The 22,355-nt window shown below is 70.7% G+C and carries 21 protein-coding genes and 1 pseudogene; all 22 read left to right on the top strand.

Annotated elements, in window-relative coordinates:
- Positions 1-1,205: FlgD immunoglobulin-like domain containing protein (locus VME70_01980; protein HTW18961.1), on the top strand; the 1,205-nt coding region annotated here is incomplete at its 5' end.
- A 68-nt stretch (positions 1,206-1,273) separates the two neighbouring features.
- Positions 1,274-2,239 (top strand): copper transporter, encoded by a 966-nt coding sequence (locus VME70_01975; protein ID HTW18960.1) that lies wholly within the window; start codon positions 1,274-1,276, stop codon positions 2,237-2,239.
- Positions 2,236-3,060: a hypothetical protein gene (locus VME70_01970; protein ID HTW18959.1), complete on the top strand. Its 825-nt coding sequence runs from the start codon at positions 2,236-2,238 to the stop codon at positions 3,058-3,060. Before VME70_01975 ends, VME70_01970 begins: the two co-directional genes overlap by 4 nt.
- Complete coding sequence (locus VME70_01965; GenBank protein ID HTW18958.1) at positions 3,057-4,691, top strand: lipid II flippase MurJ; 1,635 nt, start codon at positions 3,057-3,059, stop codon at positions 4,689-4,691. The genes VME70_01970 and VME70_01965 overlap by 4 nt, the downstream gene beginning before the upstream one ends.
- On the top strand, positions 4,684-5,802 hold the full coding sequence (locus VME70_01960) for a glycosyltransferase family 4 protein (GenBank protein ID HTW18957.1): 1,119 nt from the start codon (positions 4,684-4,686) through the stop codon (positions 5,800-5,802). The genes VME70_01965 and VME70_01960 overlap by 8 nt, the downstream gene beginning before the upstream one ends.
- 182 nt (positions 5,803-5,984) lie before the next feature.
- Positions 5,985-7,709: pseudogene (locus tag VME70_01955) on the top strand (CTP synthase).
- Between the two features lie 50 nt (positions 7,710-7,759).
- On the top strand, positions 7,760-8,410 hold the full coding sequence (locus VME70_01950; protein ID HTW18956.1) for an NUDIX hydrolase: 651 nt from the start codon (positions 7,760-7,762) through the stop codon (positions 8,408-8,410).
- Positions 8,411-8,485: 75 nt separating this feature from the next.
- Positions 8,486-9,601 (top strand): alanine dehydrogenase, encoded by a 1,116-nt coding sequence (gene ald / locus VME70_01945; protein ID HTW18955.1) that lies wholly within the window; start codon positions 8,486-8,488, stop codon positions 9,599-9,601.
- Between the two features lie 29 nt (positions 9,602-9,630).
- Positions 9,631-10,539, top strand: coding sequence for a site-specific tyrosine recombinase XerD (xerD, locus tag VME70_01940; protein ID HTW18954.1), 909 nt, complete (start codon positions 9,631-9,633; stop codon positions 10,537-10,539).
- A gap of 136 nt (positions 10,540-10,675) precedes the next feature.
- A complete protein-coding gene (locus VME70_01935) occupies positions 10,676-11,548 on the top strand; it encodes an AAA family ATPase (GenBank protein HTW18953.1) in 873 nt (290 codons plus the stop codon).
- Complete coding sequence (locus tag VME70_01930; protein ID HTW18952.1) at positions 11,533-11,904, top strand: cobyrinic acid a,c-diamide synthase; 372 nt, start codon at positions 11,533-11,535, stop codon at positions 11,902-11,904. Before VME70_01935 ends, VME70_01930 begins: the two co-directional genes overlap by 16 nt.
- 24 nt (positions 11,905-11,928) lie before the next feature.
- Entirely contained in the window at positions 11,929-12,585 is a 657-nt protein-coding gene (locus tag VME70_01925) for a hypothetical protein (GenBank protein HTW18951.1), read from the top strand.
- 117 nt (positions 12,586-12,702) lie between these two features.
- Positions 12,703-13,512, top strand: a complete 810-nt coding sequence (locus VME70_01920) for a segregation/condensation protein A (protein ID HTW18950.1) — start codon at positions 12,703-12,705, stop codon at positions 13,510-13,512.
- Positions 13,502-14,095, top strand: coding sequence for an SMC-Scp complex subunit ScpB (gene scpB, locus VME70_01915; GenBank protein ID HTW18949.1), 594 nt, complete (start codon positions 13,502-13,504; stop codon positions 14,093-14,095). The genes VME70_01920 and scpB overlap by 11 nt, the downstream gene beginning before the upstream one ends.
- A complete protein-coding gene (locus VME70_01910; GenBank protein ID HTW18948.1) occupies positions 14,079-14,837 on the top strand; it encodes a pseudouridine synthase in 759 nt (252 codons plus the stop codon). Before scpB ends, VME70_01910 begins: the two co-directional genes overlap by 17 nt.
- A 42-nt stretch (positions 14,838-14,879) precedes the next feature.
- Entirely contained in the window at positions 14,880-15,245 is a 366-nt protein-coding gene (gene aroH, locus VME70_01905; protein ID HTW18947.1) for a chorismate mutase, read from the top strand.
- A 1-nt stretch (position 15,246) separates the two neighbouring features.
- On the top strand, positions 15,247-16,347 hold the full coding sequence (locus VME70_01900) for a prephenate dehydrogenase (GenBank protein ID HTW18946.1): 1,101 nt from the start codon (positions 15,247-15,249) through the stop codon (positions 16,345-16,347).
- Positions 16,348-16,390: 43 nt separating this feature from the next.
- Positions 16,391-17,068, top strand: coding sequence for a (d)CMP kinase (gene cmk / locus VME70_01895; GenBank protein HTW18945.1), 678 nt, complete (start codon positions 16,391-16,393; stop codon positions 17,066-17,068).
- Positions 17,065-17,715: a lysophospholipid acyltransferase family protein gene (locus tag VME70_01890; protein HTW18944.1), complete on the top strand. Its 651-nt coding sequence runs from the start codon at positions 17,065-17,067 to the stop codon at positions 17,713-17,715. Before cmk ends, VME70_01890 begins: the two co-directional genes overlap by 4 nt.
- The gene (gene der, locus VME70_01885) at positions 17,712-19,052 is read left to right on the top strand and encodes a ribosome biogenesis GTPase Der (protein ID HTW18943.1); all 1,341 of its coding nucleotides are present in this window, start codon (positions 17,712-17,714) and stop codon (positions 19,050-19,052) included. Before VME70_01890 ends, der begins: the two co-directional genes overlap by 4 nt.
- Before the next feature lie 80 nt (positions 19,053-19,132).
- Complete coding sequence (locus tag VME70_01880) at positions 19,133-19,993, top strand: hypothetical protein (GenBank protein ID HTW18942.1); 861 nt, start codon at positions 19,133-19,135, stop codon at positions 19,991-19,993.
- A gap of 75 nt (positions 19,994-20,068) precedes the next feature.
- Entirely contained in the window at positions 20,069-22,183 is a 2,115-nt protein-coding gene (locus VME70_01875; GenBank protein ID HTW18941.1) for an aryl-sulfate sulfotransferase, read from the top strand.
- The last annotated feature ends 172 nt before the right edge of the window (positions 22,184-22,355 follow it).

The following is a 22,355-nucleotide window of genomic DNA, read 5'->3' as shown; positions in this document are numbered from 1 at the left end:
CCGCCGGGCGGATCGGGTATTACTCCGACCGGACCGCCGGGGTCACGACCTGGTCGAGCACGGTGGCCGGCGAGCCGGGGGCGCTCACGGTGAGTTCCGCGGTATCGCTCGGCCACCCCGGTGCCGGCGCGGACAGCGACGTCGCAGGCGAGACGCGGCTGAGCCTGTCCGGCGCCAACACCGCCGCGGCCGGCACGGCGCACTCGATCTCCATCACCTCACCGGTGCGCACCACGACGGTCGCCACCAAGCACGCCGCGAGCGGCGTCGACCTCTCGGGCAATCGGCTGGTCTACCAGACCAGCCCGGCCGGGCCTCCCGTGCTGTACGACCTTCGCACCGGCCGGGCCACGACGATCGCCGGTGCGATCGCGGCGGCGATCTGGGGCAACTACCTCGCTTACGTCGACGCCGACGGCTCGGTGTGGCGCCGGGCGCTGTCCGGTGCCGCCACCCCGGTGAAGCTTCGGGCGGCGGTGCCGGTGAGGCAGCGGGCCGGTCTGACCGCACGGGTCAGCGAGTACGGCGACGACGTGATGTGGCAGGTGGTCGCTGCCCAGCCGAAGACCGTGATCCACGAGGCCTATCGCGATGCCGCCACGATGGCACCGGCGGTCTCGCTGCTGGGCGCCTACGCGCCGCAGGCCGCGACGTCCGACGGCGTACTCGAGCTCAAGGACACCGGCACCCGCGCGGACTACTACCTGCAGCACTACGGGTCGTCGCACCGCACTCGCGTGCTGTCCGTGGCGGACACCGGCCTGCTGCCGGACGCGCCGGACGGGGTTGCCGTCGACGGCGGGCTGATCGCGTGGATCGACGGCGCCAACCGGGCACGCGTCGCTCCGCTGCCGGTCGCCCCCACGCCGCAGGCCCCGCGCTACCTCGGCGACCGGCTTGCCCCGACGTCGGCGACACCGACCAAGAAGCTTCCGTGGTCGGCTTTCATCCCGATGTCGGCCGCGATGACCGCGTGCCACGTGCAGATCCTCGCGGGAGCGACCGTCGAACGGACCCTGAAGTGCGCGGCCGCGGACGCGGCCCTGGGCGACGTGTCCGTGCGCTGGGACGGGCGGGACGCCGCCGGCCACAAGCTGTCGCCCGGGAGCTACACCTGGCGGCTCGAGGCGGCGAACTCCGCGGGCAGCGCGCTCGCCGCCGATGGCGCCTCGAACCCGATCCAGGGGCGAATCACGGTCGGCTGAGCGGCTCGCAGCACGGCATGGCGGCACCCCGGCGCGGATAGGCTCGGCCGCATGAGAGGACGTCGTCGTTGATCGACTTCCGCTACCACATCGTCTCGATCGTCGCGGTCTTCCTGGCCTTGGCCCTCGGGCTGTTCCTCGGGAGCACGACGCTGCAGAGCACGGTCACCCACAACCTCGACAACCAGGCGAAGCGGGTCACCGGTGAGTACAAGCACACCGAGGCCATCAACGGCCAGCTCCGGGCGTCGCTCGGCGACGAGCAGGCGCTGACCAAGGAGATCGAGCCGTTCGCTGTGGAGGACCGGCTGACCGGGGACGCTGTTGCGCTGGTCTCGGCGCCGGGGGTGGACGGATCGCTGGTGAAGTCCGTGGTGAACACCCTGCAGCTCGCCGGCGCCACCGTCACCGCCAACGTCGCCCTGCAGTCCGCCTACATCGATCCGACCCAGGACGCCGAACTGGGCCAACTGGCGACCTCGCTCGCGCTGCCGAACCACACGTTGCCGAACGGGAACGGCGCCACCAAGGTGTCGTCGATCCTCGCCGATGTCCTGCTCGCGCGTCCGGGCCACCGCACGGTGAGCCGCTCGCACGTCAACGAGACGCTGAACGCGCTGTCGGACGGCAAGTTCATCAGCGTGTCCGGCAACCTGCCGAACCGGCCGGCGAACATGGCCGTGCTGTTGCTCGCCGACCCGACCTCGAGCGGCGCGGCGAATATCGTCCAAACCCAGAACACCGAGCTCGTCACGCTGGCCAAGGACCTGCGCGGCTCCTCGTCCGCCGCCGTCGTCGCCGGCCCGGACCCGACGCCGGGAAACTCGGCGAGTGCGTTAGCCACTGCCCGCAACGACTCGACGCTCACCAAGAACACCTCCACCGTCGACTTCGACACGAGCAGCTCGCCCGACCCGGCGGCCGGGCGGATCGCGATCGTGCTCGCGCTCGCGGACGCCGCGTCCTCCGGCACGGTGGGCGCCTACGGCCTGGGCGAGAACCAGGTGCTACCGAGCCCGTCACCGTCGCCGTGAGCCGACGTGGCGGCGCGGCCCGCGCCGTACTCGCCGGCCTGGTGTCGGCGGCCGCGGCCCAGACGGCCTGGGGTCGGTTGCGGCCCTCGGGCCGGAGCAGCGATGAGTCCCGGTGGACCCGGCGGAACTTCCGTGGCCGGCCGGTGACGTTGTTGCTCGGCCCGGCGGTCGGTGCCGGGGCGTTGGGCGGTGCCGTGCTGGCCGCGAAGCCCGCCCGCCGCGCCGCCTTGATCGCGGTCGCCGGAGCCGCGCTCACCGGCGGGTACGACGACTTGTACGGGAATCGTCATGCCCTCGGCTTGCGGGGGCATGCGCGCGCGCTGCGCGACGGGGAGCTCACCACCGGGGTCGTCAAGCTGGTCGCGATCACGGGTGCCGGGGCGCTCGCCGCCGGGCAGCGCAGCCGCAAGCCGGTGGACATCGTCCTGGGGACCGTTCTCACCGCCGGCGGCGCCAACCTGGTGAACCTGTTCGACCTGCGTCCCGGGCGGGCGTTGAAGGTCAGCACCCTCGCCGCGGCCGGCCTGCTTCGTACCGGCGGCGAGAGCCGGGTGCTCGCCGGGGCGGCCGCCGGCGCCGCTCTCGCTGCGATCCCGGTTGATCTGGGGGAGCGCGCGATGCTGGGCGACTGCGGCGCCGGCGCGCTGGGCGCGTTGCTCGGCACCGCAGCCGCCTGCTCGGGCGGTCGAGCTCGCCAGGTTCTACTGGCCGCGGTGGTCGTAGGACTGACGCTCGCGAGCGAGCGGGTGAGCTTCAGCGCGGTCATCGACGGCCACCCGGTCCTGCATGCGCTCGATCAGGTCGGCCGGCAGCACGAATGAGCGCACCCACCGCGCACCCGGAGACGTCTGCCGCGCCCGGGATCGCGCGGGCCGCGTTGGTCATCGCCGCCGTCACGACCGCCGCGCGGCTGGCCGGCTTCGCGCGGGTCGTCGTGTTCGCCCGGATCGTCGGTCCGAGCTGTCTCGGTGACACCTACGTCACGGCCAACACGGTGCCGAACATCATCTTCGACATCGTCGCCGGCGGGGCACTGTCCAGCCTCGTCGTACCGGTGCTTGCGGGGCCTGCAGCCGCCGGCGCTCGCGACGTCGTCGACCGCACGACCTCCGCCCTGCTCACCTGGGCGGTCTCGATCCTGGTGCCGATCATGGTGGTCGGCCTGCTGCTTACCCACCCCCTGGTTCGCGTGCTCGTCGGGCACGGCCATCACGGCTGTACGGCGAACAGCGAGGTGGCGATCGGCGCCCGCATGCTGGCGGTGTTCATGCCGCAGGTCGTGCTCTACGGCGCAGCGGTCGTCCTCATCGGTGTACTGCAGGCGCACCGCCGCTTCGTCGGCCCGGCGCTGGGTCCGCTGGTCTCGAGTCTCGTCGTCATCGCGGCGTACGTCGTCTTCGGCGCGGTCGCGGCGCACGAGGAGACCAGGCTCGCCACCCTGACCCGCGGGCACGAGCTGATCCTTTCTTTGGGTACGACGCTCGGTGTCGCCGCGCTCCTCCTCACGTTGGTGGTTCCGGCCGTGCGGCTCGGCATCCGGCTGCGGCCGACGTACCGCTTCCCGCCGGGTGTCGGCGCCACCATCCGCGCGATGGCCCTGTCGGGCGCGGTCGTCGTCGGCAGCTCGGATCTCGCGACCGCCGTCGTGCTCCGCCTCACCAACTCCCGCGGAGTCGACGGAAGCGTCGTGCTCTACAACCTCGCCTGGACGGTGTTCACGGTGCCGTGGGCGGTTGCGGCCGTGCCGTTGGCGACGAGCGCGTTCCCGGGACTGACCGCAACCTGGCAGAGCGGAGATCGTGCCGCCTACACCTCGACCGCCGCCCGAACCGCCCGCGCGATGCTTGTAGTGGTCGCGGCCACGGCAGCGGTCATGGGCGCGGCGGCGGGACCGGTCGCGCGCGTCGTCGTCCTTGACGCCCCCGGCCACGTGGCGCCGACCATCCTCGCCCGTGGTCTCGCCACGTTCGCCCCCGGCCTGCTCGGCTATGCCTTGGTCGCTCTGATGTCGCGCGCGCTCTACGCTCAGGGGAACGCCCGCACTCCGGCAACCGCGGTGCTGGGTGGCTGGTTGGTCGCGGTCGTGGTGGACATCGCGCTCGCCGAGGCGATGCCACCGGGCTGGACCGTCGCTGCGGTCGGCATCGGTACGACGGTCGGCGTGACGGTCAGCGGGCTCTGGTTGCTCCTCGCGCTGCGCCGCTCGGCGGGCTCGGCGGCGCTGTCGGGGTTGGCGAAGGCGGCGACCGCGGCTGTGGCCGGCGGGCTGGCGGGTGCCGGCGGCGGCGTGCTGCTGGCCAGGGCGGCGCCGGTCAAGGGAGTCGCGGGCGACCTCGCGGTCATCATCGGCGTGGCGGCGATCGCGCTGGCCGTCCATGCTCTGGTCGTGGCCGTGATCGACCGACCCACCCTGCGGATGATCGCCGCCCGGGCGGGATTGCGGCGTGCCTGAGCACATCGCGGAGCCGATGCCGTCCGGCCGGTCGGTGCTGCTGGTGGTCGCCGACGTCACCGGCGGGATCCGCCGGCACGTTCGTGACCTGGCCGACGGCCTGCCCGCCCGCGGGCTCCGGGTGGTCGTGTGCGCGCCGTCGGCGACGATCGCCAGGCTCGATCTCGGGGGGCTCGACGTCACCGTCGTGGAAGCGCCGGTGGGGAGCTCGAGGCCCGGACCGCTCGCCGCCACCCGTCGCGCGCTGCGGTCCGCTGCCCGGGAAGCGGACCTGGTTCACGCGCACGGCCTTCGAGCCGGCGCGCAAGCCGTCGGCTTCGGCGGCGACACCCCGCTCGTCGTCACGTGGCACAACGCCGGCCAGGGTGGCGCGCTGCGACGCGCGATGCACCGTGCGCTGGCCCGCTACGTCGCTCGCTCCACCGACCTCACCCTGGTCGCGTCCTCCGACCTCGGTGATGCGGCGCGAGCGGCCGGCGCGACGTTGGTCCGCAGCGCATTCGTGACCGCGCCCGCGCTCTCGCCAGCCACGAAGGACCCCCTGCAGCTGCGCAGCGAGCTCGGCGTCGGGACCCGTCCCGTCGTGCTCGGGATCGGGCGGCTGCATCGGCAGAAGCGCTGGGATGTGCTGGTCGACGCGGCCGCATCGTGGTCCGGCGAGCGCTCGCCGGTCGTCGTGATCGCCGGCGAAGGGCCCGGGCGGGCCGATCTCGAACGCCGCATCGCCGCCAGTGGCGCGCCGGTGCGGCTGCTCGGCTACCGCACCGATGTCGCCGACCTGCTCGCGGTCGCGGACGTCGTCGCGCTACCGAGTGAATGGGAGGCCCGTGCGCTGGTCGCCCAGGAGGCGCTGCGGGCCGGCGTGCCGCTCGTCACCACCGATGTCGGGGGCCTGGGTGGGCTGGTGCGTGGCGCGGCGGTGATCGTCCCGGTGGGGGACGCCGGGGCTTTGCGCAACGCCGTCGAGTCGATCATCGCCGATGACGAGCGGCGCCAGAACCTGATCGCGGCAGGGATCGCCAAGGCCCGGCGCTGGCCCGATCGCGAAGGGGCCCTCGACCAGCTGGTCGCGAACTACGCCGACCTGCTCGACCGCATCAGCCTGCGCTGAAGGCACGTCGCGGATCCGGCCCGACTCGCCCGGAGTGGCGGTGCCGCCGATCGTTGCGCGGTGTTACCGTGGACTCCCGTGGGTTGCTGCCGCGAGATGAGTCCTCACCATCCTTCATGACCGGTCGAGACCGACCGAATACGTCATGATGCTGCGCGGCGCTTGAGACCACGGGAGGGCATGTGGCTCGGTCGGCCAGTGCGTCGAACGTCGCCGTACGACACGTCTTCGTCACCGGAGGCGTTGCTTCGAGCCTCGGCAAGGGCCTCACGGCTTCGAGCCTCGGTCGGCTGCTGAAGTCCCGCGGGCTGCGGGTCACGATGCAGAAGCTCGACCCCTACCTCAACGTCGACCCGGGCACGATGAACCCCTTTCAGCACGGCGAGGTCTTCGTCACCGAGGACGGTGCCGAAACCGACCTCGACATCGGCCACTACGAGCGCTTTCTCGACGAGGAGCTCTACGGCACCGCCAACGTGACAACCGGCAAGGTCTACTCCGAGGTCATCGCAAAGGAGCGGCGCGGCGAGTACCTCGGTGACACCGTTCAGGTGATCCCGCACATCACCAACGAGATCAAGGAGCGGATCCGCGCGATGGCCGTTCCGCCGCCCGGCGGGGACGGGGTCGACGTCGTCATCACGGAGATCGGTGGCACCGTCGGCGACATCGAGTCGCTGCCGTTCCTCGAGGCGGCCCGCCAGGTCCGCCAGGACGTCGGACGGGACAACGTCTTCTTCCTGCACGTCTCGCTGGTGCCCTATCTCGCGCCATCCGGCGAGCAGAAGAGCAAGCCGACCCAGCACTCAGTGCAGTCGCTGCGCTCGATCGGCATCACGCCGGATGCGATCGTCTGCCGGTCGGACCGCCCGATCCCGGCCGGCCTCAAACGCAAGATCGCGCAGACCTGCGACGTCGATGAGGAGGCCGTCGTCTCGGCACCGGACGCCGCGTCGATCTACGACATCCCCAAGGTCCTGCACGCCGAGGGTCTGGACGCCTATGTGGTGCGCCGGCTCAGCCTGCCGTTCCGCGACGTCGACTGGGCGGAGTGGGACGAGCTGCTTCGGCGCATCCACCGACCGAGCCAGCGCGCGACGGTCGCGCTGGTGGGCAAGTACGTCGACCTGCCGGACGCCTACCTCTCGGTGACGGAGGCGCTGCGGGCGGCGGGCGCGGCCAACGACGCGCACATCGACATCCGATGGGTCACCTCGGACGAGTGCGCGACGCCGGAAGGCGCCGCGCGCACGCTCGACGGGGTGGACGGCGTACTGATTCCCGGCGGCTTCGGCGTCCGTGGCATCGAGGGCAAGGTCGGTGCGGTGCGCCATGCGCGCGAGCATCGGATCCCCACCCTCGGGCTGTGCCTCGGGTTGCAGTGCATGGTGATCGACGTCGCGCGGCATCGGGCGGGGCTGACCGGTGCCAACTCCGCGGAGTTCGATCCCGACACCCCGCACGCGGTGATCTCGACCATGGCCGATCAGGTCGATGTCGTCGCCGGTGAGCGGGACATGGGCGGCACGATGCGCCTCGGCTCCTAGCCGGCCGTCCTGCTCGAAGGCTCGCTGGTCGCCAAGGCCTACGGCAGCAGCCGGGTCGCCGAGCGGCACCGGCACCGTTACGAGGTCGCGAACTCCTACCGCCCCGCGCTGGAAGACGCCGGCATGGTGTTCTCCGGGACCTCCCCGGACGGCCGGTTGGTCGAGTACGTCGAGCTGCAGGCCGACCAGCACCCCTTCTTCGTCGGCACCCAGGCCCACCCCGAGTTCAAGTCGAGGCCCACCCGGGCGCACCCCCTGTTCACCGGTTTCGTCGCGGCCGCACTGCAACGCGCCACTGACGCGCAGGCCGAGCTCGGCGCCATCACCTTGCCGGGGGACGGGTTGTCGGTGGGATCCTGAGCCCTGCCCAGTTCCGAACCGACCAGCCGGACGGTGCCGTGACAGCCGCCATGCGCGATGAGCCTTCGAGCGCGTTCCCGGTTCGGGCGTCGCACGTCGCCTTCCGCTCCGGCCGCGTGATCGACGTCCGCACCGATGAGGTCGCCATGCCGGGCGGCACGACCGCGACCCGGGACGTCGTCGTCCATCCCGGCGCCGTTGCGGTCATCGCGCTCGACGACGCGGGTCGAGTCCTGCTGCTGCAGCAGTACCGCCATCCGGTCCGCCGACTGCTCTGGGAGCCGCCGGCCGGGCTGCTCGACAAGGAGGGCGAGCCGCCGTTGCACGCCGCTCAGCGCGAGCTGTACGAGGAGGCTCATCTCGAGGCCGACCGCTGGGACGTGCTGGTCGACGCGTTCACCTCGCCGGGCATGACCGACGAGGCGGTCCGGATCTATCTCGCGCGGGATGTCCGGCCCGCCTCGGCGCCCAGGTTCGTGGGCGAGGACGAGGAGAGCGACATGCCGCAACGCTGGGTGCCGCTCGACGAGGCGGTGGCCGGCGTCCAAAGCGGCGAGCTGCACAACCCGCTCGCGGCGATCGGGCTGCTCGCCGCGTCGCTCGCCGCCCGTGAGGCTTTTGCGGCGCTTCGTCCGGCCGATGCGCAATGGCCCGAAGCATCGCCGTTCACCGGATCGGTCCGCGAGTCGCCGAGCCCCTGAGCCCCCGTTTAGGATCCCAACGAGCGCTGTGCCCGGTGGCAACGACGCCGCCGGCGGTCGAAAGGTGTGGACACCGTGTTGATCGGCATCCCCCGCGAGGTCAAGGACAACGAGTTCCGGGTGGCGATCACCCCGTCCGGCGTACACGAGCTGGTCAGCCAGGGCCACGACGTCGTCATCGAGCGCGAGGCCGGCGTGGGCTCGTCGATCCCGGACGACGACTACGTCGCGGCCGGCGCGAAGCTGCTGCCGACCGCGGACGACGTGTGGGGCGAGGCGGAGCTGATCTGCAAGGTGAAGGAGCCGGTGGCCGAGGAGTACCACCGGATGCGCGCCGATCAGGTCCTGTTCACCTACCTGCACCTGGCCGCGAGCGAGCCGTGCACCAACGCCCTGATCTCCTCGGGCACGACCGCGATCGCCTACGAGACGGTGCAGCTCGCGGACGGGTCACTGCCGCTGCTGGCGCCGATGAGCGAGGTCGCCGGACGGATGGCGCCGCAGGTGGGTGCCCATCACCTCCAGCGCGACGGGGGCGGGCGCGGCGTACTCATGGGTGGCGTCTCCGGCACCTATGCGGCCAAGGTTGTGGTGCTCGGCGCGGGGGTCTCGGGCATGAACGCCGCGGCCATCGCGCTCGGTATGCAGGCCGAGGTGCTGGTCCTCGACCGCAACATCGAGAAGCTCCGGCAGGCCGACCGGATCTACCAGGGCCACCTCCAGACCGTTGCGTCGAACGCCTACGAGGTGGAGCGGGCCTGCATCGACGCGGACCTGGTGATCGGCGCAGTTCTGGTCGCGGGTGCGAAGGCGCCGACGTTGGTGAGCGATGACCTGGTCGCGCGGATGAAGCCGGGTGCGGTCCTCGTCGACATCGCGGTCGACCAGGGCGGCTGCTTCCAGTCCACCCGGCCGACCACGCACTCGGATCCGACCTTCATGGTTCACGACGCGGTCTTCTACTGCGTCGCGAACATGCCCGGCGCCGTGCCGCACACGTCGACCTACGCGTTGACCAACGTCACGTTGCCGTACGTCGAGCGGATCGCCGGGCTCGGCTGGCAGGAGGCGGTGCGCCGCGATCCCGCTCTGGCGGGTGGGGTCAACGTGGTGAGCGGAGACGTCGTGTGCGAGCCGGTGGCCGAGGCGCACGGCCTGCCGTACCGGCCGCTGGCCGAGGTGCTCGGCTGAGCTCGAGCGATCACGCCGCGATCGACCGGGTGATCCGCGGCTACCTCGACCATCTCGCCGTCGAGCGCGGGTTGAGCCGAAACACGTTGAGTTCGTATCGTCGCGACCTCGCGCGGTACGCGGAGTACCTCGCTGCGCAGGGGCGCAGTTCCCTCGACGACGTGACCGAGGCCGACGTCACGGGTTTCGTGGCGGTGCTGCGCAGCGGCGCTGGGGAGCAGGTGGCACTGCGCGCCTCGTCCGCGGCGCGGGCCGTCGTTGCCGTCCGCGGGCTGCATCGCTTCGCGCTGCGCGAAGGGCTGGCCGAGAGCGACCCGGCCGCCGCGGTGCGTCCGCCCACCCCGCCCCGCCGCCTGCCGCGGGCGCTTTCGCTGGACGACGTCACCGCGCTGATCGCCGCCGCGGGATCCGACGGCTCGCCGCGGGGTGTGCGCGACCAGGCCCTCCTCGAGTTCCTCTACGGCACCGGGGCGCGGATCGGTGAGGCGGTCGCGCTGGACGTGGACGACCTCGACCCGGACCGGGGAACAGTTCTGCTGCGCGGCAAGGGCGGCAAGGACCGGGTAGTGCCGGTCGGGAGCTACGCCCGCGACGCGGTCGAGGGCTACCTCGTCCGTGGCCGGCCGGTGCTCGCCTCCGGCGGCGGGGGAGGGCCGGCGCTGTTCCTCAACACCCGAGGCGGGCGGCTGTCCCGGCAGAGCGCGTGGGCGATTCTCCAGACGGCGGCGCAGCGCGCCGGACTACGGTCGCGGATCGGCCCGCACACCCTCCGGCACTCCTTCGCCACCCACCTGCTCGACGGCGGAGCCGACGTGCGCGTGGTGCAGGAACTGCTCGGACACGCCTCCGTCACGACCACTCAGGTCTACACACTGGTCACCGTGGACCGGCTCCGCGAGGTCTACGCGATGTCCCATCCTCGAGCGCGTTCAGGCTGATCAGAGCGTTGTGGCAGCGGTGCCGGCGGCAGCCGCCGGTTGCCAACCCGCCTGATCGGCATTAGGTTGCGCGTCGCGGTTAACCGCTTCGGCGAGATATCGCGCTGTCGCCGTAAAGCTTTACCGAGAGGACGACATGTCGACAACCGCGGAGCGGACCCGCCCGCCGCGCGAGATCGGCCCGACCGGGCGGCCACGCCCCCGTCTGCGGGACCCGAAACCGCTGAGCGAGCACGGTCCCGCGAAGATCCTCGCCCTGGCCAACCAGAAGGGCGGGGTCGGCAAGACCACGACCGCGATCAACCTCGGTGCCGCCCTGACCGAGTTCGGCCGGCGGGTCCTCCTGGTCGACTTCGACCCTCAGGGCGCGCTCTCGGTCGGGCTCGGGGTCAACCCGCACGAGCTGGACCAGACGATCTACAACGCCCTCATGGAGCGCGGGGTCACCGCGGACGACATCCTGATCAAGACCAGCAGCGGCCTGGACCTGCTCCCGAGCAATATCGACCTGTCCGCCGCGGAGGTCCAACTGGTCGGCGAGGTCGCCCGCGAGCAGTCGCTCAAGCGGGTGCTCGAGCCGATGGTCGAGGACTACGACGTCATCCTGATCGACTGTCAGCCCTCGCTCGGCCTGCTTACCATCAACGCGCTCACCGCCGCCGACGGTGTGATCGTTCCGCTGGAGTGCGAGTACTTCTCGCTGCGCGGTGTGGCACTCCTGATCCAGACCATCGAGAAAGTGAGCGAGCGGCTTAACCCTCAACTTCAACTTGAGGGGATCCTCGCAACAATGTATGACGGTCGTACTCTCCATGGCCGCGAAGTGCTCACCCGCGTTGTGCAGGCGTTCGGCAACAAGGTCTTCCACACGGTGATCAACCGAACCGTCCGGTTCCCGGAGACGACCGTCGCGGGGGAGCCGATCACCAGCTTCGCGTCGTCCTCACCCGGGGCAGCGGCCTACCGCGACCTGGCCAGAGAGGTGGTGGCCCGGTGTCTCGCCGGGTGATCCTGCCCGGTGCGGACGAGCTGTTCCGATCGACCGGAGCGCTACGTCCCGACGACCGCACCGGCAACGGCGAGCCGGCGGCGGCCGAGCCGACCGTTCGGCGTGACGGCGCGATGGGAGCGAACCCGTCGCGCTCCCGACCGAGCGGTCGCCAACGGCACGACGAGAAGATCACGGTCTATGTCTCACCTGCAGAGCTGGTCGATCTGGAGCACGCCCGTCTGATCCTTCGGGCCGAGCATTCGCTCGCGGTGGATCGGGGCCGGATCGTGCGCGAGGCGCTGTCGGTCGTGCTGGCCGATCTGGAGGCCAAGGGGGACCACAGCATCCTGGTCCGCCGGCTGCGGGCCGACTGAGCCCGGCCGCGGCGACGATCCTCGATGCTCTACGCACTGCGCCAGCCGTCGACACTGCTCGGTCTCGCCCTGGGTTTCGTGCTGGGCTGCGTCCTGCGGGTGGCGGTCCAGCAGCTGCTGGTCAACGGCCGCCGGGCCCTTCGCACCGTCACCGCTTCCCGGGGTTGGCTCGACCCGTTCGGGCTCGTGGCGGTGCTGCTTGCCGGCGTCGGATGGTCGCCCCGGCCGACGCTGCGGTTCGGCAAGCGGTCCCAGGTCTGGGTGGTGGTCGTGGCCGCCGTCGCCGTCCATGGCTTGCTCGCGGCGGCCGGGTTGGCGGCGTACAAGGCAGCAGGCGGCCATTCCGGCTTCTTCCCGCTGATGTCCAGCCTGGCCGTGCTGCACGGATCTCAGTCGCTGGCCACGGATGCGGGTCAGCGGATCGCAATCGGGTTCGGCATCGAGAACCTGGCCTGCGGGCTGCTGGCCCTCGTGCCGGTTCCGCCGCTCGAGCTCGGCGTCGCATTGTGGTCGACGCTGCCGCGCAGCAGCGGAAGTCGCCGGCTGGCCTACCACTTCCTCGAGGAGCAGTGGGGGACCGCGATCGTGCTGGTCCTTCTGATCGTCCCGCTGGGCGGTGAGTACCCGCTGCTCCTGCAGCTGATCGGCGACGTCGCGGACCGGATCCTGCACGCGCTGTAACCGCTCGTCGCGCGGCGAGCCGAGCCGGGTCCGGACACCGGCCTGGGCTACCGTCGAGCGGTGGTGCTCTCCGGTCCGGGAGCGGCTGAGTCGGCCGCGCCTGTGGACGCTGACGGCTTGGCCGGATCGTCGGCTTTTCACGTCCATCTCGACGTTTTCGACGGGCCGTTCGACCTGCTGCTCAGCCTGATCGCGAAGCGCCGGCTGGATGTCACGCTGGTCGCGATCGCGCAGGTCACTGACGACTTTCTCGGCTACCTCCGCGCGCACGCCGACGATTGGGACCTGGACCAGGCGAGCGAGTTCCTGGTGGTGGCCGCGACGCTGCTCGACCTGAAGGTCGCCCGGCTGCTCCCTTCGGCCGAGGTCGACGAGGAGGACCTGGCGCTGCTCGAGGCCCGGGACCTGCTCTTCGCCCGGCTGCTGCAGTACCGCGCGTACAAAGAGGTCGCCCGCTGGTTCACCGAGCAGATCGGCCAGGCCGGACTGCGCTACCCCCGCACGGCGGGCCTGGAACCGGCGTTCGTGGACCTGCTGCCCGAGGTCCAGCTCGGGCTCGACCCGCAGGAGTTCGCCGAGCTGGCCGCTCGGGCGTCGGCGCCGCGGCCGCTGCCCGTGGTCGACATCGGTCACATCCATGCACCCGTCGTGAGCGTCCGCGAGCAGGCCGCACTGCTGGCCGGCCGGCTGCGGGCGAGCGGCGGCGCGAGCTTCCGTGCGCTGATCGCGGACTGCACCGAGACGATGACGATCGTCGTGCGGTTTCTTGCTCTGCTCGAGCTCTATCGCGAAGGCGCGGTCGCCTTCGACCAGCTGGTCGCGTTCGGCGAGCTGAACGTCCGCTGGGTCGCCGGCGACGGTGAGCTGGCCGTGCTGGCGGCCGACATCGACGACTCCTACGACACGGTTGAGGGCAATGACGGATGACCTGGTCATCGTGACCGACGACACCGAGCCCGTGATCCTGCCCGACCTGCGTGCCGGCATCGAAGCCGTCCTGCTGGTCGTCGAGGAACCGGTCGACGAGACGACGCTCGCGCAGGTGGTCGAACGCCCGAGAGAAGAGGTTCGCGAGCTGCTGCGCGAGCTCGCTGCCGACTACGACCGCGGCGGGCGCGGATTCGAGCTTCGGGAGGTCGCCGGCGGCTGGCGGCTCTACACGCGCGCGTCGTGTGCGCCGTACGTCGAGCGGTTCGTGCGCGAAGGTCAGCCGGCTCGCCTGAGCCAGGCGGCGTTGGAGACCCTTGCGGTCATCGCCTACCGCCAGCCGACGACGCGCGCCAGGATCGCCGCCGTACGCGGCGTCAATGTCGACGCGGTCGTGCGGACGCTGGTCACCCGAGGATTGATCGCGGAAGTGGGTGTGGAGCGCGAAACCGGAGCAATTCTTTACGCCACTACCGAACACTTCCTCGACCGGCTCGGGTTGTCCTCGCTCGCGGAGCTGCCCGACATCTCCGAGTACCTGCCGGATCACTCCGCGATCGACGACGATGCCGTCGCTGGTTGAGCGCGAAGCCGGCGCAGGCTCGAACGGAACGCGACTGCAGAAAGTGCTGGCCGAGGCGGGCTTCGGCAGCCGGCGCGCCTGCGAGGCGCTGATCTCGGCCGGTCGGGTGCAGGTGAACGGGCACACCGCGACGCTCGGCGCGCGGGTGGATCCCCAGCACGACCGGATCGTCCTCGACGGCGCGCAGGTCCCTACCCGCGAGGGACTGGCCTACCTCGCCGTGAACAAGCCGCGAGGCATGCTCTCGACCATGTCCGACGACCGAGGCCGGCCGTGCGTCGGCGACGTTGTCGCCGACCTGGCCAGCCGGCTGCACCACGTGGGGCGGCTCGACGCGGACAGCGAGGGCCTGTTGCTCCTCACGAACGACGGGCCCCTCTCGCACCGGCTGATGCATCCGTCGTTCGGGGTGGCGAAGACCTACCTCGCCGAGGTCGACGGCGTCCTCCCACGGCTCGCGACCAGGCGGCTGCGCGGCGGAGTCGAGCTGGACGACGGACCCGCGCGGGCCGACCGGGTCGAGCTGGTCGGGGCGACCGCCAAGCGCAGCATCGTCGAGATCACCTTGCACGAGGGGCGCAAGCACGTGGTCCGGCGGATGTTCGCGGAGGTCGGCTTCCCGGTGACGCGGTTGGTGCGCACCTCGGTCGGCCCGATCCGCCTGGGCGACCTGAAGCCGGGTGGCCGCCGGCACCTGCAGCCGGGCGAGGTCCGGGCCTTGTATCGAGAAGTCGACTTGTAGATCTATCGGTAGAACGACATCGAGAGTTCGGGGAGGAGCCAGATGGCGGTTCGCGCGTTGCGCGGGGCCACCCAGGTCGACGTCGACGAACGCGAGGCGGTGATCGAGGCGACCGCCGAACTGGTCGAAGCTGTGCTGACCCGCAACCGGCTCGACCACGACGCACTCATCTCGATCGTCTTCACGACGACGCCGGATCTCACCTCGGAGTTCCCCGCCTACGCCGCCCGCACGATGGGCATCACCGACGTCCCCTTCCTGTGCGCGTCCGAGATCGCGGTGCCCGGAGCGATGGAGCGCGTGATCCGGCTGCTGGCGTTGGTCGAGGCCGAGTTCAGCCGCGCCGATGCGCGCCACGTCTACCTGCGTGGTGCGGCGGCGCTGCGCACCGACCTGCCGAGGGACTGACGTGAATGCCGCCCCCCGTGGCCGGTTGCTGGTCATCGGCACCGGTCTGATCGGAACCTCGATCGCGCTGGCGGCGCGCGCGGCCGGCTACGACGTCGCCCTCGACGACTCCGACGAAGAGCAGCTCGCACTCGCCGAGTCGGTCGGGGCCGGCCGGCGCAGGGCAGCGGGGGAACGGTTCGACCTGGCGGTGGCGGCGGTGCCCCCGGGTGCGGTCGGTGTGGTCGTCGACCGCCTGCTCCGCGAGAGTACGGTCCCGGTGGTGACACACACCGCAAGCGTTCAACTTGAACCTCAACGTGAGGTCGAGGCCCATCAGCCGGGGTGCGATCGCTACGTCGGCAGTCACCCGATCGCCGGCCGGGAGCGCTCCGGGCCTCATCACGCGTCGGCGGACCTGTTCGAACAGCGCCCCTGGGTGATCTGCCCGACTGCGCACTCCAGCGGGGCCGCCGTGGCCGCGGTCACCGACCTCGCGCTGGCGTGCGGGGCGGTGGTCACGCAGATGAGCGCGGACGAGCACGACGCCGTGCTGGCGCGGTTGTCCCACGTTCCACAGCTGCTCGCCTCCGCGCTTGCCGCCTCGCTGCTGGGCCTGGACCGCGCCGAGGTGGCGCTCGCGGGCGCCGGGCTCCGCGACACCTCCAGGCTGGCGGACAGCGATGCCGGAATGTGGGCCGGGATCGCCGCGGCCAACCCGGCCGGGATCGCCGCCGCTCTGCGCGGCGTGCTGGACCCGCTCGAGCGCCTGGTGGAGGTGCTCGAGCAGCGGCCCGACGCCACCGAGCCGGCGGTGAGAGAACTGGTTGAGGCCGGTCGGCGCGGGCGGGCGATGCTCACCGGCAAGCACGGCCAGGCGGCGGTCCGGTGGGCCAGCGTTGCCGTCGTCGTACCGGACGAGCCGGGCGCGCTCGCCCGGTTGTTCTCCGACGCTGCCGATGCGGGGGTGAACGTGGAGGACATCAGGGTCGACCACTCCCCGGGCCTGCCGGTCGGGATCGTCGAGCTCGACGTGTCGGCCCAGCACCATGAGGTGCTGGCTTCGGCGCTCACCCGGCAGGGGTGGACCGCTACCGCCAGCCCACCCGCCAGTGGCGGCTAGGCTCGGCTGACGCCGAGGCGCGGCGAGTCTTCGAGGAGGGTCGGTGCAGCGGCGAGATCTGGTCGTTGCGATCGACGGCCCCTCCGGGTCCGGGAAGTCCACCGTGGCCCGCGAGGCCGCCTCGGCGCTCGACCTGCGCTACCTGGACACCGGCGCGATGTACCGCGCGGTGACCTGGCTCGCCCTGGAGCACCACGTCGACCTCACGGCCGGTGACGAGCTGGCGAGGATCGCGGAGCAGGCCGAGCTCAAGGTCACCACCGATCCGCGCGCACCCACGATCCTCGCGGACGGCATCGACGTGACCGCCGCGGTGCGCAGCCCGGAGGTGACCGGCGCGGTGAGCGCCGTGAGCGCGGTGCCCGGCGTACGCGCGGCCATGGTGCGCCGGCAACGGGAGATCATCGGCGAGGGCGGCATCGTGGTCGAGGGCAGAGACATCGGCTCGACCGTCGCACCCGATGCCCCCGTGAAGATCTTCCTCACCGCAGACGCCTCCACCCGGGCCGAGCGACGCACCCGTCAGGACGGGCTGGGCGAGGCGCCCGGATCGCTCGCCGCCACCGAGGCCGACCTGCGCCGCCGCGACACGGCAGACAGCACGCGCGCAGCATCGCCGCTCCAGCAAGCGCCCGACGCGACGGTGGTGGACACCTCGGGCCTCGACATCCACCAGGTCGTGGCGCTCATCGTCGAGCAGGCCAGGGCGGTGTCGGTGTGAGCCGGCGTGCCGACCCGACCCGGGAGAGCATTCCGCTGTTGGTGGCACGACGGGTCGCGCAGCGCATCCTGCGGATCGCGTTCGCGCTGCGGCTGCGCGGGCTCGAGAACCTTCCCGACTCCGGACCCGTGCTGCTGGCCGGCAACCACTCAGGCTTTCTCGATGGGCCGATCGTCATGATCATGTTGCCGCGGCCCTCCTCGTTCCTGGTCAAGAGCGAGATCTTCAAAGGGCCGGTGCGGTGGCTGTTGAGGTTCGCGCGCCAGATCCCGATCCACCGCGGTACGCCGGACCGTACGGCGCTGCGTACCGGGCTCGGCGTGCTCGCGGACGGCGGCGTGCTCGGTGTCTTTCCCGAGGGCACCCGCGGATCCGGCGACCTCGCGACGATCCAGCACGGCATCGGCTACCTCGCGCTCAACTCGCGGTGCCCGATCGTGCCGGTGCTGTGCAAGGGCACCCAGCAGGCGTTGCCGAAGGGCAAGGTCATCCCGCGCTGGCGAACGCCGATCGAGATCGTGTTCGGTCCGGCGTTCGAGCTCGACATCCCCGGGGACTTGCGCACCCGCGCGACCATCGCGGCCGCCGCCGAGCAGGTTCGCACCCATCTGCTGGCACTGCTCGAGGCCGAGCGGCAGTCGGCATGACAACCGGCGCAGATGCGCTGCCGGTGGTCGCCGTGATCGGTCGCCCGAACGTCGGCAAGTCCACCCTTGTCAATCGGATCCTCGGCCGGCGCGAGGCGGTGGTCGAGGACGTGCCAGGCGTGACGCGTGACCGGGTCTCGTACGAGGCCGAGTGGGCCGGGCGGGCGTTCACGGTCGTCGACACCGGAGGGTGGCAACCCGATGCGCGCGGGTTGGCGGCACGGGTATCGGCGGCCGCGGAGCTCGCGGTGCAGGCCGCCGACGTCGTACTCCTGGTCGTCGACGCGACCGTCGGGATCACCGAGGTTGATGCGGCCGTGAGCCGCGTGTTGCAGCGATCCGGGCGGCCGGTCGTGCTGGCCGCGAACAAGGTCGACTCGGCTCGGGCCGAGCCGGACGTCGCTGCGCTCTGGGGCCTCGGCGTCGGCGAGCCGCTTGCGGTGAGCGCGTTGCACGGGCGGGGGAGCGGTGACCTGCTCGACGCCATCGTTGCCGCGCTGCCGGCGGCGGTCGCGCGCGACGAACAGCCGGCCGGACCACATCGGGTCGCGCTGATCGGACGGCCCAACGTGGGCAAGTCCAGCCTGCTCAACCGGCTGGCGGGGTCGGACCGCGCGCTGGTCGATGCGGTCGGCGGCACGACGCGCGACCCGGTCGACGAGCTGATCCGCCTCGACGACGCGACGTGGCGGTTCGTCGACACCGCCGGTCTGCGCCGCCGGGTTCACGAGGCCAGCGGCGCCGAGTACTACTCGAGCCTGCGTACCTCGGCGGCGATCGAAGCGGCCGAGGTCGTGCTGTTGCTGCTCGATGCGGCCGAGCCGCTCACCGAACAGGACCTGCGCGTGGCCGACCTCGCGGTCGAAGCCGGCCGAGCGCTGGTGCTGGCGATGAACAAGTGGGACCTGGTCGACGAGGACCGGCGCGACCAGCTGGAGCGGGAGTTCGAGCGCGACTTCGGCCGGCTGGGATGGGCGGAGCGGGTGAACATCTCGGCCCGGACGGGCCGGGGGATGAAGCGGATCGGACCGGCGTTGGACGCCGCGCTCGAGTCGTGGCAGACCCGGGTTCCGACGGCCGAGCTGAACGCGTTCCTCGCGGGGATCGTCGCGGCCACCCCGCCACCGGTGCGCGGCGGCAAGCAGCCCAAGATCCTCTTCGCCACCCAGCCGGGTGTCGAACCGCCACGGTTCGTGCTGTTCACCTCGGGCCCTCTGGAGTCGGCGTACCGGAGGTTTCTCGAGCGCCGCCTGCGCGAGCAGTTCGGCTTCGCCGGTACGCCGATCGAGCTGGCCATCCGGATGCGCGAGAAAGGCAAGCGCGAGCGCCGGCGCTGAACCACTCGGGCGGTCGGGCCGTACTCACGGTCGGGCGCGCACCAGCGGCGCCGTGACCACGGAGGGGACGGGGAAAGCTCGTGAAACACCGCGGCACACTGGCAGTCAGCATTCTTCTCGGCACCGGCGTTCTCACGGCGAGCGCGACGCCTGCACTGGCGAGCGGCAGCCACCATGCGACCAAGAAGGGCACCGAGATCTCCTCGGTGACGACCAAGAAGTACGGGCGCGTGGTGTCCAACAGCAAGGGCCGGGTCATGTACTTGTTCACCGGCGACGGCCACAAGGTCTCCCACTGCAGCGGCGCGTGTGCCGCGAGCTGGCCGAAGGTCATGAGCAAGCACGCTCCGCGCGCCGGCAAGGACATCGGTCCGAAGCACCTCAGCCGGACGAAGAAGGGCCAGGTCACCTACTACGGCCACCCCTTGTACTACTTCGTGTCGGGCAAGAAGCCGGGCAGCACCAGCGGAGAGGACCTCGGCGGTTTCTTCGTGGTGTCAACGCACGGCAAGGCGGTCAAGAAGCCCGTGCACCACAAGACCGGCGGCGGCGGGGGTCCATCGGGTCCCGCGGAGGTCACCACCGGGATGGCCGGCGGCGTCGAGGTCATCACCAACAGCGCCGGTCTGACGTTGTACGCGCTGTCGAACCCGACCGAGCAGTCGACGTACTGGTGCTCGGCCGCGTGCTTGAGCTTCTGGGTTCCGCTGCTCACCAAGGGCGCTCCCACCGCGGCCGGTGACGCGATGAGCTCACTGCTCGGCTCGGTCAGCCGACCCGGTGTCGGCGATCAGGTCACGTACAACCAGTACCCGCTCTACACCTACGTCGGTGACACGTCGGCGGGCCAAGCAACCGGCGAAGGCCTGACCGGCCCGTACAACCCGCCGGATGCGCAGTACTGGTACGACGTCACGCCGGCGGGCGCGTTCAACCCGTAAGGCGCCAACCCGCGCGAACGGGTGCCTCGCTCGCGTCGGCCTGACGCCTGCGAGGCACTTCGGTAGCCTGCGCCGGTGCCCAAGGTCTTCCTCGCAATCCTCGCCTGCCTGGCGACCCTTGGACTGGCGCCGGCAGTCGCGCACTCGGCGCCCCGCACGACGCCGACCCAGATGATCGCGGTGTCGGGCAGCGGGGTCGGCATGTACCCGGCGTTCTCGACGTCCATTCATCGCTACGCGATCACGACCGACGACACGACAGCGGGCACCGTTCAGGTCACGGCATCGACCTCAGCGAAGTCCGGCTCGATCTGGATCGACGGCCAGCCGGTCGCGAGCGGGACGGAAACCCTCACCGGCTTGTCCTCCGGTGACGAGATCTCGGTGTTCATCAAGTCCTCGAAGGCGACGTCGGTGTACTCGCTGATCTACGTCCCGGCCGGCTTCCCGACGATGTCTGTCACGACCATGAAGGCCGGCATCGCACCCGGTTACGTCTTTCTGACGCCCTCTGACTTCACCGGCGGGACGCCGAGCTTCGAGACCGCGGTCGACAACTACGGCGTGCCGATCTATGTGCGAAAGGACCCAGGGGTGCCGCTGGACTTCAAGCGCCAGCCCAATGGCGACTATTCAGTCGCACGGAGCCCGGCGCTCGGCACCCAGAGCGGCGACCAGATCGACGAGCTCAACAGCAGGTTCAAGGAGATCGCGCAGTACCAGACCGAAGGCGGCCTCACCGACACGGACGGCCATGACTCGATACTCCTCGCGAACGGCGACCGCTGGCTGATCGCCACCGAGCCCAACTCGAACACCATGAAGTGGGACGGGGTAATTCAGGAGCAGAGCCCGACCGGGAAGGTCCTGTTCCAGTGGAGCAGCGGTGACCACGGCCTGGACGCGGTTTCCATGTTTCCCGGTTCGGTGGACTACGCGCATCTCAACTCGATCTGGCTCATGAAGAACGGCGACATTCTCGCGTCCTTCCGCCATCTGAGCCAGGTCATGGAGATCGCCACACACGCCCATAACGGCTTCAAGAAGGGCGACATCGTCTGGTCGCTCGGCGGTCGCTACCCGACGCTCAAGGCGGTCGATGATCCGGACCAAGGACCGTGTGCTCAACACTCGGCGAGCCAGTTGCCGAACGGCGACATCCTGATGTTCGACGACGGATCCGAGTCCATCGACGGGTCGGGCGTGCTGTGCCCGGACTACAACGACCCTGCGAGTGGGCCAGTTGCTCGACCGCAGACCCGGGTCGCCGAGTACAAGATCAATCAGACCAAGAAGACCGCGACGCTGGTCTGGTCGTTCCAGATCACCGGCCGCGACTCGAACTTCGAGGGCTCTGCACAGCGGTTGAGCAATGGGGACACGATGATCGGGTGGGGTCCCAACACCGCTGCGATCGCGACCGAGGTCAACGCCGACAAGCAGGTGGTATGGGAGCTCAAGGCCAATAACGGTCTGTTCAGCTACCGCGCTTTGAAGTTCCCCGCACCCGACAAGATCCCGCCGGTCGTCGATGTCACGACGCCGGTGAACGGTGCGACGTACACGTACGGCGAGAACGTCGACAGCGACTTCAGCTGTACCGACCGCGGCGGGTCGAACCTCCAGTCGTGTGCCGGCTCCGTGACCGAAGGAGCGCCGATCGACACGACGGCGTCCGGGACGCACACCTTCACGGTGACCGCCAAGGACGGCGCGGGCAACACCACGACAGTGAAGCGGACCTACCGCGTCGTGGGTTCGCCGTACCGGCCCGACGCAATGATCAAGCCGGTCGGCGGGCATTACACCGGAGCCAAGATCTACAACGCGATCAACGCGCAGACCATCACGCAGTCGATCTCGTCGCCGACCGGGTCGGCGAAGGCCGTCGTCAAGGTGTGCAACCGCAGCGCAAAGCCGGACCGGTTGGTCGTGCGCGGCAGTGCGGGATCGGCGAAGTTCGGCGTGCGCTACTACGACGGCAGTCGCGACATCACCAAGGCGGTCGAGGCCGGGACCTTCCGCACGCCGACGCTCGCGCCGGGCGCGGCGCTCACGCTAAGCGTGATCGCGAAGCGGACCACGCACGCGAAGGCGGGCAACGAGCGAAAGCTCAAACTCACCGTGAGCTCGGCACACGACTCCGGCCGCACCGACGCGGTCGCGACGGTCATCCGAGCGAAGCACTGATCGGAAGGACCGCATTTCACAAAAGTCGGGCTGACAGTGTCCTGGCTCAGGACATCGGAATGGGGTGTCTCAGGTCATCGGAATAGCGTGTCGCAGGTCATCGGAATAGCGGTGGCCGCTCAGGCTTCGGCATGTCGAAGCGTCGCCTTGTGATCACCGCTGTTCTCACCGG

The sequence above is a fragment of the Mycobacteriales bacterium genome, from assembly GCA_035504215.1.
In the GTDB taxonomy this organism is placed as follows: Bacteria; Actinomycetota; Actinomycetes; order JAFAQI01; family JAFAQI01; genus DATAUK01.
Note: the sequence above shows the minus strand (reverse complement) of the source record. Positions and strands in the feature narration are given on the sequence as shown.